The following is an 18,777-nucleotide window of genomic DNA, read 5'->3' as shown; positions in this document are numbered from 1 at the left end:
TGGCTGAGCGGTCATCAGGCGGCCTCGTAGCGGCCGGTCGACTCGAAGTACGCCCGACGCTCTGCACGTCGCTCACGGCGCACCCTGGCGCGGTAAGGGGCCTCCAGGTGGTACCGGTCGCGCTCAGCTTCGTTGCGGCACTCGGCGCACTTGCGGGTGTACCCGTCCGCGCACATCGGGTCTCGGTGGAAGCTCTCGCCGTCGACGACGAGCACGCGCAGGCATCCGGGGCACTGCCGCTCAGTGCGGTCCGGGACATCGCTGGTTCCATACATGGGCTACTCCTGGGGGTGTCCTGTCGGTCAGGGGATCGGGCTGTCTGCATGGTCGGGCAAATGAAAAACGCCGGCCGTGGCCAGCGTCGCGAAGCAGAGGTCTAAGGCCAGGCGGAGCGACGTCGAGTGGCGGGAGCTGAGCTCTCCGACGTCGCTCTACGCCTGGCCGTCCAGCCCAACATCGAGAAAGGCGATCGACGGAGCTGGAGTGCACACGGAACCAGGACGAGGCCAAGAGCCTTCCGCCGCAGGTCCCGCGGTCTTGGGGATCGCGCGTACGCGTGCGCGTGAGAAAAAGCCTTCTACCTTAGTTATGGGGCGCATGTGACGCGACATACTGCACATACAGGAACTTATCGGCCATAACGGCGTCACACTGTTACGAGATCCGGACACTCGAATCATCGACTTCGGCCGGCCGCGATGCGTGACCCCGGGCGTACATACGGAGCGTGATCTTCGTCCGCCTCCACCCCCGCGCGTTGCCCTGCGGCTCTGTACGCCGCCCTAACGGCCTACCGCACTCCGAATCACTCCAAGTACCAGAGAGGGGCGCTCAGGCGCTCACGGGGGCCGTCAGGGGCCGTGGAGACGTCAGGATGCCTCCCACGCCTCCCCCGGGTGCGGTTTCGACGTCAGCGAGGGGTCGGAAGGGGGTGCGGACAGTTTGGAGACAGAATGACAAACTAAATAGCTTTTCCAAGAGGGTCTTGACACGTAGAGGGTTAAAGGAATCTGGGCCCCCATTCTGTCAATCTAGCCAAAACCGCAGGTCAGCGACGTGCGGTTTGTCATCGGATTGGCAGGGTTCGACGGGGAAGCGTGACCCACGCCACACAGGGCACCCTAACTTACACAGCTGTCTACGCTCATCTGAGCGCGGAACGTCGCTCTCCGCTTCATCGGAGAGGGCGGAGGACGTCGACGAGGAACGCGCGGAGGGCCCGACCGCCGGAGCAGCCGAGCCCTTCCAGGTTACGCAGGGTGACGTCAGGCCGTAGCGAACTTCTCTCCAGGCTGCGACCGACGGGCCTCCGCGAGGCATGTGGTGTGTACCGGGTGGAACGTGGCGCCCTCTTCGACGAGGGTCAGTTCCTCCGCGTCGCCGTACTCCCCGCAGTGCGCACAGCCCATCGTCAGTCCGAGGCATTCATGACGCACGATGTCGCCGTGACGATCGCGCAGAACCCGAACCGACTGGACCAGCCCGCACCCGCAGCGACCAGCCTCTTGCGGGTGCGACGCGTCGTAGACCGGGATCCCTGCTGCCAGCGCCTCCGCGATGAGCACGAGCGTTGCGCAGTCCCGCAGTTCCGCGGCGTTCCCGAGGACGTACATCGCTCCGAAGTCCGTCACGCTGTAGTCCGTGTGGAGTGCGTACGTCGCGATGGTCCCGGTCTGCGCCGCCACGTCGACCGCATGGCCGCGGAGGAAGTCCCGATCGTCAGCCGTCTCGATCGGTCCGACGACGAGGGCGGTGTCATGCGCGTCGTCCGCCGGCTGAACGTTGCAGGAGCGGTGCGCGAACAGCTGGTTTCCCTCGTGGTGTCCGACGGGGATCATCGTCCCGCTCTCGTCGTCGCAAACGATGCAGGCGACGCCGTCCAGCTGTGCGGGGGTGAGGTGTGAGAACATGGTCGGGCTCCTTAGCTGGAGTTTCACGGCCCCGCTCTTCCGCCAAGTCGACGCGGGGCTGTGGTGTTTCCGGGGAGGTTCCCGGGGTGTGTCCACACCTTACGCACAACCGGGCGGGTGTGTCCACACCTCTGCTACGGTCGTCGCATGCCCAACCAACCGAAGACCCCCGCCAGCCGCTTTCGCATCGACGCTGAGCTGTGGCAAGCATTCGGAGAGGCCGTGCCGGACGACACGGACCGGTCTGACGTCCTGCGACGCTTCGTCTCCTACTACTGCCGCAGGCCCGGATCCAAGCTCCCGGAGCGTCCGCCCGCCGGCCCGTGGAGCACGCCCGCAGAGTGAGCAGCGCAGCACGGAGCCCCCACCGGCACCGATGGGGGCTCTTCGTGTGCTCCGGCGACTATGCAGGCACCGCCTGCGCGCGTCGGAGACGGCTCTCCGCGCCCTCGTCGGGGCTCTCGCCAGCGACGACAGGCAGCCATCGTGGGGTATTCCCTTCCGGCCACACCCGTACGGTGACGTCAAACTCGTGCAGGAGCTGCCGACGTGCGCCATTGTCGGCCGCAGCCTTCCACGTTGACTCAACCGTCGCGCCGGTCGGACGAGTCACCATGCCGGCAGGGCGGATGGGCACGGCCCGTAGGCGCTTGATGGCGGCTGTCAGTTCGCTGTACCGAGTGCGGTACCACTCTGCGTCGTCCTCGTCCTCATACAGCCCCGCTGCCCGGTCGTCGCGCAGGCGGTTCCGAGCTGCCAGCACCTCGCCTAGCGCCTCTTCGGCGCCGTTGCCAGGGTCGTAGACCGTCTCCATGAACTGGTGCTCCCCAAACGTCTCCAGGAACCATCCTGTGAGGCTCGCCTCCAGGATGGACACCTGAATGGTGGGGGACGGCTTGCACTCCGACTGCCCGAACGCGCGAGACTTGCACGTCATCGCCACGGGGCTCCCCGTGCGGTAGAGCCGGTAGCCGCAGACGCCGCACACTGCGACGGAGGACAGCAGATGGTTGCCGGACTGAGCGCGCTTCTGTCTCGGCACCTTCGGCCCAAGCTTCTTGCTCAGCGCGTGATGCGTTGCCAGGTTCCACAGCGGGGGAGCCACATTCACCGGCATGCCCTTGTCGTCGATGACTGGACGTTCGCGGTGCAGGAGGTAGCCGAGGGCCGCTTCTGACAGAAGCATCTTCCGCAGAGCCGCCCCGTTCCAGGGGCCCCCGCGTGCCTCCCGTCCGCTAATGACGCGCTCATGGTCCGCGGGTGAGTAGACGCCGGCGCGGGTTAGCCTGGCAGCTTCGCTGTACTCCGTGACTTCGCCTGTCTCGTCGGCCAGGATGCGGCGTGCGACGTCGCGCATGATCTCGCAGGCATTCTCACGCTCCCGGACGTCGGGAGGCATCTCCTCCCCCCGGTCCAACGCCACATGGTCGATTCCTGCCTTCGGGTGGAGGCGGACGTATCGATACCCGTAGGCGTGCTTACCGCGCTTTCGCCCTTGCGTGCGGGCCTTCACCGTCTCGTCCCGGTTCCGACCCTGCGTGGCGCGCAACTCCATCTGTGCGCCCCATGCCTCCATGGTGAACCGGTTCTCGTCTACCGGGTCATTCAGGTCCCACGGTCCAGCGTGCCCGTATGTGACGAGGAGCTTCCCCTCGTCCCTCATGCGGTAGCCCGTGTTCAGGGTGTCCGGGAGGCTGCGCCCGATGCGGTCGACGGACGCACCCGCGATGCCGTCGTATGGTCCGCTCTCGCCGCGCAGCCAGGGGCCCAGCTGCGGGCGCTTCATGGGGTCGGTGGCGCCGCTCACCTCGAAGTCATCAGCCCACGCGATGACATGACCGCCCACGCTCTTGACAGCGGCTAGAACGTTGGTTCGCTGCCGCGCGGGCGACCATGTTGCGTCGGACTTGCGGGACAATCGGCGCACGCCGACAAGACACTTCCCACATCCGTCGTACGGCCGCTCTTCAGCTCCACGCATTCCGCCCCCATCGCAGTACAGTTAGCCCATAGTACAGATGAGCACGAACCTCTACCCCAACTGGGGCCAGTCGCACCGGGCTGCGGAGATCCCGAAGGCCGGCTTCTTCCAGGGCAATGACGTCGTCGTGCTGGAGGAGGCCTTCGACAACTCCGCATCGGACGCACTGACGCGCAACGCCTCCGCCCAGTACCCCTTCCACACACCGGTGGTCGGCCGCGGCACCAGCGGCTGGGACGCCACCAGCGGGTCCTACTCCGCCACGACCCCCGAGGACGGTGGCGTGACCCTCCTGAGCAAGTGGCCGATCGTCCGGCAGGAGCAGCACATCTACGAGGACGCCTGCGGCAGCGACTGGTGGTCCAACAAGGGTTTCGCCTATGCGGAATTGAACGTCAACGGCGCTCTGGTGCATGTCGTGGGCACTCACACGCAGTCGACCGACCCCGGGTGCGGCGCGGGTGAGGCGGCACAGATCCGCGGCCGGCAGTTCCGGCAGATCGACGCGTTCCTCGCCGCCAAGAACATCCCGGCATCCGAAGAGGTCGTCGTGGCCGGTGACTTCAACGTCGACTCCCGCTCCCCCGAGTACGCGTCGATGCTCATGGACGCCGGGCTCACGAGTACGGACGCCCGCACCGGGCATCCGTACTCGTTCGACACGCAGGACAACTCGATCGCCGCCGACCGGTATCCCGACGACCCCCGTGAGGACCTCGACCACGTCCTCCACCGCACCGGCCACGCGAGGCCTGCCGGGTGGACGAACGAGGTGGTCAAGGAGGAGAGCGCGCCGTGGACCGTCTCCAGCTGGGGCACGGACCACACCTACACGAATCTCTCGGACCACTACCCGGTCGTCGCGGCTGCGCAGTAGCCGGACAGACGGTTCCGTACCTGCACCACCGGCAGGGGCAGCGCATCCGAATCCCCGTGGCATGCGGCCAGGCCTTCGCGGCGCTGTCCACCGGTCGAACCCGCCACAAGGCGTTCTGCGGCATCCGTGAAGGGTCTCCCTGCTGTACCCCTTCTGTTGGCCACGCCTGGCTACTCTCCACTCGCCCGGTCCGGCACAGGAGAGGTACGTCCATGAGCACCCCGGTCCACCGCACCTCGGCCCGGCCGGCCGTTGCCGTCGCAGCGCCCGCCCGGCAGGGCCGGGTCCGGAGCCGGGGTACGTCCACCGGTCCGACGGGGCACGGCCTCCTCGGGATCCGGCCCAGCGTCGGCAACCGGGCCGCAACCACGGCGGTGCAGCGTGCCAGAGGCGCGGATCAGGGGAACGCGCCGGAGATCGGCAGGCCGCCGGCGGGGGCGAAGAGTTATCGCGACCGGATCGCCGCGGCCCTCGACAAGGTCAAGAAGAATCTCGAATTCATCGACACCTTCGTCAAGGGCGTCCACGTCCCCGCCAACGCGGGCTTCTCCCAGCAGGCCTCCGCGACGGGGAGCGAGGCCCTGAAGCACTCGGCAGGCTCCTCGGGGACCGCCGCCGCTTCGGAGAACCTCGTCACGGTGGCCGCAGGCGCCGTACTGAGTGGCATGGACGCGGCCAAGGCCAGGCAGGACGCCGGGAAGCACCGGAGCGGGGCCGCCTTCCACGGAGCGGACAAGAAGGCCAACACCAAGACGGCCGACGCGGTCATCGGCGCCGCCGGGGCCGGGAACTACACGCTGGGAATCGCCAAGGAGCTGACCAAGGCACAGATGGTGGCACACGCCGCTACCGCTTCCGAGGTGAGCGGTATCGGCTCCAGCGTTGTCGGTGCGGCGAAAGGCGCCCGTGCGGCGACCCGCTTCGGGCTGACGGCACGCAAATACCGCGCTTTGAAGGAGCTCGGGACGGCCGGCCGCACCGACGAGGGCGCACTGGCCCGGCTGAACCTGGAGCGGCAGAACACCGAAGCGGCCTCGGACGAGGCGTATGGCGCGCTGGACGCCCATTGGGACCACGAGGGCGAGGACCGGATGGAGCGCGTCTCCGAGGCCATCGATGCGGCCTGGGCGGCGATGGGCAGAACCCGTGACGCCGCCATGGAAGTCCGGCGCGCTGAAGACATGAACACGATGAACGCGGTGCACACGTACGCGCTCGGCAAGCAGCGCAACAAGATGGGCAAGCAGGCGTTCACCGCCGTGGGCGAGTCCGCCAAGGCCGCGGGCGGCATCGTGACGGCCGTCGCCGCCACGACGGGAGGTGCCGCGCTGGCGAGCAACCCGGTCGGCTGGGGCCTCGCCGCGGGTGCGGCCGGCCTCATCCTCGGCGTCACTGCGTACAAGGCCGGCCGTGCGGGCGCGAAGCGCTACGCCGGGGCCCGTCACCCGGAACGCTGGGCGGAGGGAGAGGCTCCGGCGGAGCCCGCCTCCCGCGGGGATGCGCTGAAGGAGGCCCTGAAGTTCTGGAAGAAAGTGGAGAACGGTGAGCGCCAGGCCATGGCCCGTAAGATCTACGGACTCGCGGCGGGCACGGACATCAAGGGCAGTGGCGACACAGCGGCCGACATGCGGGACTCGGCCAGAGCCCTTCTCACCGCTCTCAAATCAGGCCCGGCCCATCACCGGCAGACCCCGGACGAGTGGGCGGAATCCCTCAACGACCCGGCGAAGAGCGCCGCTTGGGTCAAAGAGATAGCGGAACAGCTGTCCTCGGCCTGACCGGGAAGCGCGGCCCGGGCCACCCGAGCTCGGCTCAGCCCCGGAAAGCAAGAAGACCCCTGGTGAACAGGGGTCTCAGCTGGTGTCCGAGGGGGGACTTGAACCCCCACGCCCGATAAAGGGCACTAGCACCTCAAGCTAGCGCGTCTGCCATTCCGCCACCCGGACCGGGTGATCAGCCGCAGTCTCCCGCGGCGACAAAGAAAACAATACCAGGGGTTTGGGGTCCGCCTCACCTGCATTTCCGGTGGTCAGTGCCCTGGTCAGCGGGATGCGCGTACATCCGGGCGGTGCCCAGGACAGCCGAGCCCCACCTGTGCGTACGCTCCGTCATCGGGCACGTACGCACGGTGTGACCGGAGGGTCGGCGCCGGGGTCCACGGTGGCGCGGTCGGGGCGGGTTACGTTCGCCGGCATGAGTGATCGCGGATATCGGCCACCCCGTGCGCTGTCACCGTTGCGTGAGCATCTGCGCGAGACCTTCTGGTTCGCCCCGACCCTGACTCTGGTGTGCGCCTGCGTGCTCTGGCTGGGCGCTTCGGCGCTCGACGAGCAGCTCGTGACCCTGCTCCAGCGTGAGCGGGCGTACGACGAGATCCGGGACCTGGTCTCGGTCGCCGACGACACGAAGCAAATCGTCGTCACGGTCAGCTCGGCGATGATGACCTTCATCGGTGTGGTTTTCAGCATCTCGCTGGTCGCCGTGCAGATGGCGAGCGGGCAGCTCACGCCCCGAGTGGTGCGGATCTTCGTGCGGAGCCGGATCAGCAAGCTCACGCTGTCGGTGTTCCTGGCGACGTTCGTCTTCTCGCTGCTGGTCCTGAGCTCGTACGAGAGCGAGACGGATCCGCGCCGGGTCACGTCCGTGCCGTTCGTGCAGAGCGTGCTGACCGCCGTGCTCGTCGGGCTCAGCCTGCTGCTCTTCATCGCCTATGTGAGCTCCACGCTGCGCCTCATGCAGATCGGGCCCGTCGTCGACCGCATCACCCGGGACTCCTTCCGGGTGCTGGGGCGGATGCCGGCCGGCCGGCCGCAGGAAGGACCGCTCGCGGCCGAGACCGTACAGCTCGTGCATGAGGGACGGGCCGGGGTGCTGCGGGACGTGAACGTGGCACGGCTGGTGCGGGCCGCGCGGCGCCAGGGAGTCGTCCTGCGGCTGATTCCCCGGCTCGGGGATTTCGTCGTGCCGGGGACGCCGGTGCTGGCGGTGCACGGCGGGGCCGCCCCGCCCCGGCACGCGCTGCGGTACACGGTGTCCGTCGGTGTCGAGCGCACGCTGCACCAGGATCTGGCGTTCGGGCTGCGTCAGCTCTCGGACATCGCACTGCGCGCCCTCTCGACGGCCGTGAACGACCCCACCACCGCTGTGCAGTGCCTGGACCGCATCGTGCAGTTCCTCGCTGCCGTCGTGGAACTGCCTCTCGGCGCGGTCCACCACCGGGACCGCAAGGGGGCCGTGCGCCTGGTGCAGGACGTGCCGGGGTGGGCGGATCTGGTGGATCTCGGGTTCGAGGAGGTCCGAAGGTGCGCCGCGGACACCCCGCAGGTCACCCGGCGGCTGCTGGCCGGAATCGACGATCTTGTCCTGCTGGCGGCACCCGAGCGGCAGAAGCCGCTGGTCAGGCACCGTGCGCTGCTGATCCAGGCGGTGGAGCGCACGGTGCCGGACGCGGCCGAGCGGGAGTTCGCGCTGCTTCCCGACCGGCAGGGGATCGGCTGAGGGGCGGCGCGGTCCCGCTACGGCCTCAGGTGGTGGTCCGGGAAGTTGCCCGGCAGGCGCTCGTCCGGCGGGCCCTCGGTCACGGCCCGCACCAGGAGTTCACCCCCGACGAAGGCGCCGTGCCAGGAGGCGCCGAAGCCGCCGAAGAGCTCCTCCCGGTCGCCCCGGGAGCGGGGTTTGCCGTGGCCGACCTTGAAGGCGCGGATCTGGGGCGCCAGCCTGGCGTACGTCGCGGGGTCGTCCGTCGAGAGGGTGGCGACCAGGGCCCCGTTCGAGGCGTTCATGGCGGCGAGGAGTTCCGCCTCCGTGTCCACCAGGACGATCGTGTCGACCGGGCCGAAGGGCTCCGCGTGGTGGAGCGGGGAGGACGGCGGTGGGTTGAGGAGTGTGACCGGGTGGAGGTACGCGGCGGTGTCCTGGCCCGGGAGGAAGTGCCCGTCGGCCGCCGGGGCGCGGTGCAGCGGGACCGCGCCCCGGTCGATCGCCTCGGCCACCTGGTCACCCAGCTCCTTGGCCTTGGCCGCGTTGATCAGTGGGCCGAAGTCCAGGGCGGGAAGCGGATCGCCCGGGTCGGCCACGGCGAGGGGGTGGCCCACGCGCAGGGAACGGACCGCCGGGAGGTACGCGCGAAGGAACGCGTCGAACGCGCTGCGCTGCACGACGAAACGGGGGTAGGCGGTACAGCGCTGTTTGCCGTAGTCGAAGAGCTTCGGGATGACGGCGCCGAGCGCGTCCCAGTCCGTGTGGTTCCAGATGCCCCAGGTGTTGAGTCCCTCCTGTTCGAGGATGTGCCGCTTGCCGAGGTCGGCCACAGCGGTGGCGATACGGGCTCCGGTGTCGCGGCCGCCGACGAACGAGACGCAGCCGATCTCCGGTGAGCGGACCAGCGCCTCGGAGAGTTCGCCGCCGCTGCCGCTGACCAGGGTGAGGGGCACGCCTTCGCGGGCGGCGAGCGCGCAGGCCAGGGTCAGGCACGCCACGCCGCCGTCGGTGGGGGCCTTGGCGATCACGGCATTGCCGGCGAGCGCCTGCACGAGCATCGCGTGGACCAGCACGGACATGGGGTAGTTCCAGCTGGCTATGTTGGAGACGGGGCCCGGGAGCGGGGTGCGGTCGGTGAGTATCCGGTCGATGTTCTCGACGTACCACCGCACGCCGTCGATCGCCCGGTCCACGTCCGCCAGGGCGAGGCGCCAGGGTTTGCCGATCTCCCAGACGAGGAGGAGGGCCAGCAGTTCGCGGTGCTCGGTCAGGGCGTCGAGGGTGGCCCCGATGCGGGCGCTGCGCTCGTTGAGGGGGATGTGGCGCCAGGCGCGGTGCTGGTCGAGGGCGGCGCGGACCGCGCGGGTGGCGGTGGGGGCGTCGAGCCGGGGCGGTCCTGCGATGGGGGTGCCGTCCACGGGTGTGGTGGCGGGGATGGCCCGGCCGTCGCGTTGCCAGGTGGCTGCCCAGAGGTTCAGGACGCGGTCGTCCTGGAAGGCCTCGGGGGCGGTGGTGAGGCAGCGGTGCCAGGCGTCCTGCCAGGCCGTGCCGGGTTTGAGGGTGAGGGTGTTGGGGGTCATGGGCTTCTCCGCTCTCGGTGCGCGGTCGGGGCGGGTGGTGAGGTGCGGGGCCGGGTGGCCGGTCGGTGCGGGTGGCGCCTGCGGCGGGCCATCTCCCCTGCCCGCCCCCTTCCCGTAACCGGGGCTCCGCCCCGGACCCCGCTCCTCAAACGCCGGAGGGGCTGGAATGGGCAGACCCGCCCCATAGGCGCGCCCTTGCCAGAGCGGCCGTCTCCGTGGGGGTCGCGCCGACCGCCACCCCTGCCGCCTCCAGCGCTGTCTTCTTCGCCTCCGCCGTGCCGGCCGCGCCCGAGACGATCGCGCCCGCGTGGCCCATCGTCTTGCCCTCGGGGGCCGTGAAGCCTGCGATGTAGCCGATCACCGGCTTGGTGATGTGCCGGGCTATGTGGGCCGCGGCTCGTTCCTCCGCGTCGCCGCCTATCTCGCCGATGAGGACGATCAGTTCGGTGTCGGGGTCCTGTTCGAAGGCCGTCAGGCAGTCGATGTGGGTGGTGCCGATGACCGGGTCGCCGCCGATGCCGACCGCCGAGGAGAAGCCGATCTCGCGGAGCTCGTGCATCAGCTGGTAGGTGAGCGTGCCCGATTTGGAGACCAGGCCGATACGGCCCGGGGCCGGGGCGATGTCGGAGGGGATGATGCCCGCGTTGGAGTGGCCCGGGCTGATCACGCCCGGGCAGTTCGGGCCGATGATGCGGGTGGTGCCGGCTCTGGCGTGGGCGTGGAAGGCGACTGCGTCGTGGACCGGGATGCCCTCGGTGATGACGACCGCGAGGGCGATACCGGCGTCGACCGCCTCGATGACGGCCGCCTTGGCGAAGGGGGGTGGGACGAAGACGACCGTGACGTCGGCGCCCGTGGCCGTCATGCCGTCCTCGACCGAGCCGAAGACCGGGACCGGGGTGCCGTCGACGTCCACGGTCCGGCCCGCCTTGCGCGGGTTGACGCCGCCGACGACACGGGTGCCGGCAGCGAGCATCCGGCGGGTGTGCTTCATACCCTCGGCGCCGGTCATGCCCTGGACGAGGACCCTGCTCTCCTTGGTGAGGAAGATGGCCATGTCCGCACTCCTTATGCTGCGTGGGCGAGTTGGGCGGCGCGGTGCGCGGCGCCGTCCATGGTGGGGACCTGCTGGACCAGCGGGTGCGCACGGGCGTCGAGGATCGCGCGGCCGCGTGCGGCGTTGTTGCCGTCGAGGCGGACCACGAGCGGTTTGGTCAGCCGTACGCTCTCCAGCGCCTGCACGATGCCGTCGGCTACCGCGTCGCAGGCCGTGATGCCGCCGAAGACGTTCACCAGGACCGACTTCACGTCGGGGTCGGAGAGAATGACGGACAGCCCGTCGGCCATCACGCCGGACGAGGCACCGCCGCCGATGTCGAGGAAGTTGGCGGGGCGGGCGCCGCAGCCTGCGACCACGTCGAGGGTGGACATGACCAGCCCGGCGCCGTTGCCGATGATGCCGACCTCGCCGTCGAGCTTGACGTAGTTGAGTCCCCTGGCCGCGGCGTCGGCCTCCAGCGGGTCGCCGTGCGGGTCGTCGGCCTCCGCACCCCAACGGGACTGGCGGAAGCGGGCGTTGTCGTCGAGGGTGACCTTGCCGTCCAGGGCGAGGATCCTGCCGTCGGTGGTGCGCACCAGCGGGTTCACCTCGACCAGGAGGGCGTCCTCACGGATGAGGACCCGCCAGAGCCGGATCAGGACCGGGGCCGCTTCCGGCGGCAGTCCGGCCGCCTCGGCGATACGCTGCGCCACCCCCTCGGTGACTCCCTCCTCCGGGTCGACGGGGATCCGGGCCACCGCCTCCGGGCGGCTCGCGGCCACCTCCTCGATCTCCATGCCGCCCTCGGCCGAGGCGATGGCCAGGAAGGCACCGGCAGCCCGGTCGAGTACGTATCCGACGTAGAACTCGTCCTGGATGTCGACCGGTTCGGCGAGCATCACCTTGCGGACCAGGTGGCCCTTGATGTCCATTCCGAGGATCTGACGTGCCGTGAGGGCGGCCGCCGCCGCGTCCGCGGCGAGTTTCACCCCGCCCGCCTTGCCCCGCCCACCGGTCTTGACCTGCGCCTTCACGACGACGCGGCCACCCAGCCGTAGGGCTGCCCGCTCGGCCGCGCCCGCGCTTTCGACGACCTCGGCGCGCGGTACCGCTATGCCGTGCTCTGCGAAGAGTTGCCGTGCCTGGTGCTCGTACAGATCCATAGCCACTCCCGATCGTGCCGATTGTGAAAGTGCCGCACGCCCCCTGGACACCACCCACCGGATGCGGGATAACAAGGTTCATACAGTATTCGTCGACTGTATGCAATGTACCGCGGGAGCACTGGATCGGCTCCCCGCACTCCCCTACGAAGGGACAGGGATCTTCATGCCCGAGGACAGCCAGGACCTCATTTCCGGTGGGCACTTGGTCGCGAAGGCGCTGAAGGCCGAGGGGGTGGAGCGCATCTACACCCTCTGCGGCGGCCACATCATCGACATCTACGACGGCTGTGTCGACGAGGGCATCGAGGTCGTCGACGTACGTCATGAGCAGGTCGCCGCCCATGCCGCCGACGGCTACGCGCGGATCACCGGCAAACCCGGCTGCGCCGTCGTCACCGCCGGTCCGGGTACGACGGACGCGGTGACGGGCGTCGCGAACGCGTTCCGTGCCGAGTCGCCCATGCTGCTGATCGGTGGTCAGGGAGCGCACAGCCAGCACAAGATGGGCTCCCTGCAGGACCTGCCGCACGTCGAGATGATGTCGCCGATCTCGAAGTTCGCCGCCACCGTTCCGGACACCGCACGCGCCGCGGACATGGTGTCGATGGCGTTCCGCGAGTGCTATCACGGGGCGCCCGGCCCGTCCTTCCTGGAGATCCCGCGCGATGTGCTGGACGCCAAGGTGCCGGTGTCGAAGGCCCGGGTGCCGGAGGCCGGGCAGTACCGGGCCTCGACCCGTACGGCCGGCGACCCCGCGGCCGTCGAAAAGCTGGCCGACCTGCTCGTGCACGCCGAGAAGCCGGCGATCCTGCTGGGCAGTCAGGTGTGGACCACCAGGGCGACGGACTCCGCGGTCGAGCTCGTCCGCACCCTGAACGTCCCGGCGTACATGAACGGGGCGGGGCGCGGCACCCTGCCGCCCGGCGACCCCCACCACTTCCAGCTGTCGCGCCGCTACGCGTTCTCGAACGCCGATCTCATCATCATCGTGGGCACGCCGTTCGACTTCCGCATGGGCTACGGCAAGCGGCTCTCCCCCGACGCCACCGTCGTGCAGATCGACCTCGACTACCGCACGGTCGGCAAGAACCGCGACATCGACCTCGGCATCGTCGGCGACGCGGGGATGGTCCTGAAGGCCGTGACCGAGGCCGCGAGCGGGCGGTTGAACGGGGGTGCGGTCCGGCGCAAGGCCTGGCTGGAGGAACTCCGCACCGCCGAACAGACCGCGATCGAGAAGCGGTTGCCGAGCCTGCGCTCGGACGCCTCACCGATCCATCCGTACCGGCTGGTCAGCGAGATCAATGACTTCCTCACCGAGGACTCCATCTACATCGGCGACGGCGGCGACATCGTCACCTTCTCCGGTCAGGTCGTGCAGCCGAAGTCGCCCGGCCACTGGATGGACCCGGGGCCGCTCGGCACGCTCGGGGTGGGGGTCCCGTTCGTCCTGGCCGCCAAGCAGGCCAGGCCCGACAAGGAGGTCGTGGCCCTCTTCGGTGACGGCGCCTTCTCCCTGACCGGCTGGGACTTCGAGACGCTGGTGCGCTACAACCTTCCCTTCGTCGGCATCGTCGGCAACAACTCCTCGATGAACCAGATCCGTTACGGCCAGAAGGCCAAGTACGGAGACGAGCGCGAGCGGGTCGGCAACACCCTCGGAGACGTCCACTACGACAAGTTCGCCCAGATGCTGGGCGGTTACGGCGAAGAGGTCCGCGACCCCGCAGAGATCGCGCCCGCGCTGCAACGGGCCCGCGAATCCGGTCTGCCGTCCCTGATCAACGTATGGGTCGATCCGGACGCGTACGCCCCCGGAACCATGAACCAGACCATGTACAAGTAGCAGAGGAGCCGTTGGCATGACCAAAGCTCTTGAGGGCGTGCGCGTCCTCGACATGACGCACGTACAGTCCGGTCCCTCCGCCACCCAGCTGCTCGGCTGGCTCGGTGCGGACGTGGTGAAGCTCGAAGCCCCCAGCGGTGACATCACCCGCAAGCAGCTCCGTGACCTCCCCGACGTCGACTCCCTCTACTTCACGATGCTCAACTGCAACAAGCGGAGCATCACGCTCAACACCAAGAGCGAGCGCGGCAAGGAGATCCTCACCGAGCTCATCCGGCGCAGCGATGTGATGGTGGAGAACTTCGGCCCCGGGGCCGTGGACCGGATGGGATTCACCTGGGAACGCATCCAGGAGATCAACCCGAGGATCGTCTACGCCTCCATCAAGGGCTTCGGCGAGGGCCCCTACACCAACTTCAAGGCGTACGAGGTGGTCGCCCAGGCCATGGGCGGCTCGATGTCCACCACCGGCTTCGAGGACGGCCCGCCCCTGGCGACCGGGGCTCAGATCGGTGACTCCGGCACCGGGATCCACGCCGTCGCCGGCATCCTGGCCGCGCTGTTCCAGCGCGAGAACACGGGGCGGGGGCAGCGCGTCAACGTCGCCATGCAGCACGCCGTGCTCAATCTCTGCCGAGTGAAGCTCCGCGACCAACAGCGCCTGGATCATGGCCCGTTGGCGGAGTATCCGAACGAGGACTTCGGCGACGAGGTGCCCCGCAGCGGTAACGCCAGCGGCGGCGGGCAGCCGGGCTGGGCGGTGCGGTGCGCACCCGGCGGCCCCAATGACTACGTGTACGTGATCGTGCAGCCCGTCGGCTGGCAGCCGCTCGCCTCGCTCATCGGCCGTCCGGAGCTGGTGGCCGACCCCGAGTGGGCGACACCGGAGTCCCGGCTGCCGAAACTCAACAAGATGTTCCAGCTCATCGAGGAGTGGTCGTCCACGCTCCCCAAGTGGGAGGTGCTGGAGCAGCTCAACGCACACAACATCCCGTGCGGCCCCATCCTCTCCACCAAGGAGATCGTGGAGGACGAGTCGCTGGCCGCCAACGAGATGATCGTGCGGGTCGAGCACCCCAGGCGCGGCTCGTTCACCACCGTCGGCAGCCCGCTGAAGCTGTCCGACTCCCCGGTGGATGTGGTGACTTCACCGCTGCTCGGTCAGCACAACGAAGAGGTGTACGTCGGTGAGCTGGGCCTCGGTGACGAGGAACTGCGGCTGCTGAAGACGAACGGAGTCATCTGAGCATGGCCGGATCACAGGATCGCGAACAGGTGAGGCAGTTGCTCGAATCCGTCCGGGCCTCCGGGCGGACGGCGCTCACCGCCCCCGAGGGCAAGATCGTGGCGGACGCGTACGGGATCGCGGTGCCGGGCGAGGAACTGGCCCGGGACATCGACGAGGCGGTGGCCCATGCGGACCGGCTCGGCGGCCGGGTCGTACTGAAGATCGTCTCCCCCGATGTGCTGCACAAGACGGACGCCGGCGGCGTCGTCGTGGGTGTGGAGGGTGCCCCGGCTGTCCGGGAGGCCTTCTGCCGCATCATCGAGAACGTCCGCGCGTACGCGCCGGACGCCCGGATCGACGGCGTACAGGTGCAGCAGCTGGTGCCGCCGGGCCAGGAGGTCATCATCGGCGCGGTGACCGACCCGACGTTCGGGAAGGTGGTCGCCTTCGGTCTGGGCGGCGTGCTCGTCGAGGTGCTGAAGGACATCACCTTCCGGCTGGCACCGGTCACGGCGGACGAGGCCCGGTCGATGCTCGACTCGATCGGCGCGGCGGAGATCCTGCGCGGTGTGCGCGGCGCACCGGCGGTGGACCGGTGGGCGCTGGCCGAACAGATCCGGCGGGTCTCCCAGCTGGTCACGGACTTCCCGGAGATCGCGGAGGTCGACCTGAATCCGGTGATCGCCGCCCCGGAGGGGGCGGTTGCCGCCGACATCCGGATCCTGCTGGCGACCGAGGCCGTCAAGGAGCGCCGGAAGTACGGCCGCGAGGAGATCCTCACCTCGATGAGGCGGCTGATGGAGCCGCGCTCGGTCGCGGTGATCGGGGCCTCCAACGAGGCGGGAAAGATCGGCAATTCGGTGATGCGCAATCTCATCGACGGCGGGTTCTCCGGGGAGATACATCCGGTGAACCCCCGGGCCGATGACATTCTGGGCCGCAAGGCGTACAAGAGTGTCACGGACGTTCCCGGTGAGGTGGATGTGGCGGTCTTCGCGATCCCGGCCAAGTTCGTGGCGTCGGCGCTGGAGGAGGTGGGCCGCAAGGGCATCGCCAACGCGGTTCTCATCCCGTCCGGTTTCGCCGAGACCGGTGAACAGGCCCTGCAGGACGAGATCGTGGCGATCGGCGAGCGGTACGGAGTGCGGCTGCTCGGGCCGAACATCTACGGCTACTACTCGACGTGGCAGGACCTCTGCGCCACGTTCTGTACTCCGTACGACGTGAAGGGCGGGGTCGCGCTGACCTCCCAGTCCGGTGGCATCGGCATGGCGATCCTCGGCTTCGCGCGTTCGACGAAGACCGGTGTCTCGGCGATCGTCGGGCTCGGCAACAAGTCGGATCTCGACGAGGACGATCTGCTGACGTGGTTCGGCGAGGACCCGCACACCGAGTGCATCGCGATGCACCTGGAGGACCTCAAGGACGGACGCGCCTTCGTGGAGGCGGCGCGGGCGACCGTGCCCAAGAAGCCGATCGTGGTGCTCAAGGCGGGCCGTACGAGTGCGGGGGCGAAGGCGGCCGGTTCGCACACCGGTGCGCTGGCCGGCGACGACGCGGTGTACGACGACATCCTGCGGCAGGCGGGGGTGATCCGGGCGCCGGGCCTGAACGAGATGCTGGAGTACGCGCGGGCGCTCCCGGTACTGCCGGCGCCGAAGGGCGACAACGTCGTCATCATCACCGGCGCGGGCGGCTCGGGTGTGCTGCTCTCCGACGCGATCGTGGACAACGGCCTGTCGCTGATGGAGATCCCACCGGACCTGGACGCGGCGTTCAAGGCCTTCATTCCGCCGTTCGGTGCGGCCGGCAACCCCATCGACATCACGGGTGGCGAGCCGCCGTCGACGTACGAGGCGACGATCCGGCTCGGCATGGAGGACCCGCGCATCCACGCGCTGGTCCTGGGCTACTGGCACACGATCGTCACCCCGCCGATGGTCTTCGCCGAACTGACCGCCCGGGTGGTCCAGGAGTTCCGGGACCGCGGCATCGAGAAGCCGGTGGTGGCGTCGCTGGCCGGTGACACAGAGGTCGAGGAGGCCTGCGCGTATCTCTTCGAGCGCGGCGTCGTCGCCTACCCCTATACCACCGAGAAGCCGGTCGCGGCGCTCGGTGCGAAGTACCGCTGGGCAAGGGCCGCGGGGCTGCTGACCTGACCCTTCCCAGGCACGAAGAGTTTGGACAGGGGGCGCTGGCCAGGTTCTTTCGAAGCCAAGGGGAGTTTCATGAGCACAGACGGACAACCGGGCGCGTCAGCCGTCGCGTACCGGGAAGTAACGGACGGCAAGGGCCGCGTCTACCGGGTCGGTGAGTCGGACCGCAGCATTCTCGGCCACAGCCGCAAGTTCATGGTGTACATGCCGTGGATCGCGATGATGGCCATCAGTGTGTCCGAGTACGCCTACGGCTCCGCGGAGGACACTCTCTCCGAAGCCCATGGCTGGACCCAGAGCAACACCTTCTGGATTCTGAGCGTCTGGGTCTTCTTCCAGGCCGGAATCGCCTTCCCGGCCGGGTGGTTGCGCGAGAAGGGGATACTCACCGCACGCCGGGCGATGTACATCGGCGCGGCGCTCTGCCTGGTCGGCTTTCTCGCGCTCTCGCACCTGGACAACGTCTTCGCCGCGATCTGCGGGTTCGGCGTCATCGGCGGTCTGGGTTCCGGACTCATCTACGCCACCTGCATCAACATGGTCGGCAAGTGGTTCCCCGAGCGGCGCGGCGCGAAGACGGGTTTCGTCAACGGCGGTTTCGCCTATGGTTCGTTGCCCTTCATCTTCATCTTCAACTACGCGTTCGACACCGGTAACTACAACGAGGTGCTCGACCTCATCGGCATCTACGTCCTGATCGTCGTGGCCATCTGTGCCTGGTTCTTCAAGGACCCGCCGAAGAACTGGTGGCCGGCGGAGATCGATCCGCTGAACTACTCGGGCAACAAGAAGAGTGCGGCGAGTCTGGCGAAGAACCCTCCGGCGTCGAAGCAGTACACGCCGAAGGAGGCCATCAGGACCGGGATGCTGCCACTCATGTGGATCACCATCGTCCTGACGGCCGGGGTGTCCATCTTCGGGATCTCGTTCCAGGTGGACTACGCCAAGGAGGTCGGGTTCGGCCCGCTGGTCGCGGCATCCTCCATGGGTGTCATGGCGGTGATCAACGGCGTGGGGCGGGCCGTCGTCGGCTGGCTCTCCGACATCTGGGGCCGCAAGCTGACGCTGGTGTTCGTCATCCTCGTGCTGGGCCTCGCCCAGTTCGGTGTGATCTGGGCCGGCAATATGCACAGCGAGTGGCTGTTCCTGTTCTTCGCCTTCCTCTCCGGCTTCGGTGGCGGCGCGTTCTACCCGATGTTCGCCGCCCTGACCCCGGACTACTTCGGGGAGAACTACAACGCCACCAACTACGGTCTCGTCTACAGCGGCAAGCTGGTCAGCGGGCTGTTCGGTGGTGGTCTCGGTTCGATGGTGGTCGACTCCTGGGGCTACAACGGCGCCTATGCGCTGGCCGGAGCGATCTCCATGGTGGCGGCCTGCATCGCTCTGATGCTGCGGCAGCCGGGCCGGCCGCGGGTACGGGACATCGCCCCGAATCCACAGCCGATCAGCCGGGAAGTGGTCTAGCGGCGACGCTGTCCGCACCACCACGTCGGGCCTCCCCGCAACTGTGC

General features: G+C 68.7%; 14 protein-coding genes and 1 tRNA gene. 8 read left to right on the top strand and 7 right to left on the bottom strand.

Translation table 11 applies throughout. The features are described from left to right. Window positions 1–14: 14 nt before the first annotated feature. Together ACFVW8_RS03855 and ACFVW8_RS03850 are read right to left on the bottom strand one after the other, a co-directional pair. Window positions 15–275, bottom strand: a complete 261-nt coding sequence (locus ACFVW8_RS03855) for a hypothetical protein (protein ID WP_389685965.1) — start codon at window positions 273–275, stop codon at window positions 15–17. A 990-nt stretch (window positions 276–1,265) separates the two neighbouring features. Continuing rightward, entirely contained in the window at window positions 1,266–1,910 is a 645-nt protein-coding gene (locus ACFVW8_RS03850) for a hypothetical protein (protein ID WP_389685964.1), read from the bottom strand. A gap of 147 nt (window positions 1,911–2,057) precedes the next feature. Here ACFVW8_RS03850 and ACFVW8_RS03845 point away from each other — a divergent pair, with 147 nt between their 5' ends. Beyond that, window positions 2,058–2,255, top strand: coding sequence for a hypothetical protein (locus ACFVW8_RS03845; protein WP_389685963.1), 198 nt, complete (start codon window positions 2,058–2,060; stop codon window positions 2,253–2,255). Window positions 2,256–2,313: 58 nt separating this feature from the next. On the opposite strand, the gene ACFVW8_RS03840 is transcribed toward ACFVW8_RS03845, so the two are convergent. After that, window positions 2,314–3,891, bottom strand: a complete 1,578-nt coding sequence (locus tag ACFVW8_RS03840) for a recombinase family protein (RefSeq protein WP_389685962.1) — start codon at window positions 3,889–3,891, stop codon at window positions 2,314–2,316. Between the two features lie 37 nt (window positions 3,892–3,928). On the opposite strand from ACFVW8_RS03840, the gene sph reads away from it, so the two are divergent. Together sph and ACFVW8_RS03830 are read left to right on the top strand one after the other, a co-directional pair. Further along, window positions 3,929–4,768 (top strand): sphingomyelin phosphodiesterase, encoded by an 840-nt coding sequence (gene sph / locus ACFVW8_RS03835; protein ID WP_389685961.1) that lies wholly within the window; start codon window positions 3,929–3,931, stop codon window positions 4,766–4,768. Between the two features lie 212 nt (window positions 4,769–4,980). After that, window positions 4,981–6,546 carry a hypothetical protein gene (locus ACFVW8_RS03830; protein WP_389685960.1) on the top strand — a complete coding sequence of 522 codons (1,566 nt, stop codon included), beginning with the start codon at window positions 4,981–4,983 and terminating at the stop codon, window positions 6,544–6,546. An 80-nt stretch (window positions 6,547–6,626) separates the two neighbouring features. On the opposite strand, the gene ACFVW8_RS03825 is transcribed toward ACFVW8_RS03830, so the two are convergent. Continuing rightward, window positions 6,627–6,714, bottom strand: a tRNA-Leu gene (locus ACFVW8_RS03825). Window positions 6,715–6,961: 247 nt separating this feature from the next. Here ACFVW8_RS03825 and ACFVW8_RS03820 point away from each other — a divergent pair. Then, window positions 6,962–8,266, top strand: coding sequence for a DUF2254 domain-containing protein (locus ACFVW8_RS03820; RefSeq protein WP_389685959.1), 1,305 nt, complete (start codon window positions 6,962–6,964; stop codon window positions 8,264–8,266). A gap of 17 nt (window positions 8,267–8,283) precedes the next feature. On the opposite strand, the gene ACFVW8_RS03815 is transcribed toward ACFVW8_RS03820, so the two are convergent. The 3 genes from ACFVW8_RS03815 to sucC form a co-directional block, all read right to left on the bottom strand. Continuing rightward, complete coding sequence (locus ACFVW8_RS03815; protein WP_389685958.1) at window positions 8,284–9,828, bottom strand: aldehyde dehydrogenase family protein; 1,545 nt, start codon at window positions 9,826–9,828, stop codon at window positions 8,284–8,286. A gap of 145 nt (window positions 9,829–9,973) precedes the next feature. Continuing rightward, on the bottom strand, window positions 9,974–10,885 hold the full coding sequence (gene sucD, locus ACFVW8_RS03810; RefSeq protein WP_389685957.1) for a succinate--CoA ligase subunit alpha: 912 nt from the start codon (window positions 10,883–10,885) through the stop codon (window positions 9,974–9,976). An 11-nt stretch (window positions 10,886–10,896) separates the two neighbouring features. Beyond that, on the bottom strand, window positions 10,897–12,030 hold the full coding sequence (gene sucC, locus ACFVW8_RS03805) for an ADP-forming succinate--CoA ligase subunit beta (RefSeq protein ID WP_389685956.1): 1,134 nt from the start codon (window positions 12,028–12,030) through the stop codon (window positions 10,897–10,899). 166 nt (window positions 12,031–12,196) lie between these two features. Between sucC and ACFVW8_RS03800 the strand changes: the two genes are divergently transcribed. The 4 genes from ACFVW8_RS03800 to ACFVW8_RS03785 all read left to right on the top strand — a co-directional run bounded on the left by ACFVW8_RS03800 (window position 12,197) and on the right by ACFVW8_RS03785 (window position 18,730). Then, window positions 12,197–13,879 (top strand): thiamine pyrophosphate-binding protein, encoded by a 1,683-nt coding sequence (locus tag ACFVW8_RS03800; RefSeq protein ID WP_389685955.1) that lies wholly within the window; start codon window positions 12,197–12,199, stop codon window positions 13,877–13,879. Window positions 13,880–13,895: 16 nt separating this feature from the next. Next, a complete protein-coding gene (gene frc, locus ACFVW8_RS03795; RefSeq protein WP_389685954.1) occupies window positions 13,896–15,125 on the top strand; it encodes a formyl-CoA transferase in 1,230 nt (409 codons plus the stop codon). A 2-nt stretch (window positions 15,126–15,127) separates the two neighbouring features. Next, complete coding sequence (locus ACFVW8_RS03790; protein ID WP_389685953.1) at window positions 15,128–17,266, top strand: acetate--CoA ligase family protein; 2,139 nt, start codon at window positions 15,128–15,130, stop codon at window positions 17,264–17,266. A gap of 69 nt (window positions 17,267–17,335) precedes the next feature. Next, window positions 17,336–18,730 carry an OFA family MFS transporter gene (locus tag ACFVW8_RS03785; protein ID WP_389685952.1) on the top strand — a complete coding sequence of 465 codons (1,395 nt, stop codon included), beginning with the start codon at window positions 17,336–17,338 and terminating at the stop codon, window positions 18,728–18,730. Window positions 18,731–18,777 lie beyond the last annotated feature (47 nt).

This window comes from Streptomyces sp. NPDC058221, from assembly GCF_042882365.1.
Taxonomy (GTDB): Bacteria; Actinomycetota; Actinomycetes; order Streptomycetales; family Streptomycetaceae; genus Streptomyces.
This window is presented reverse-complemented; position numbering and strand designations above follow the sequence as displayed.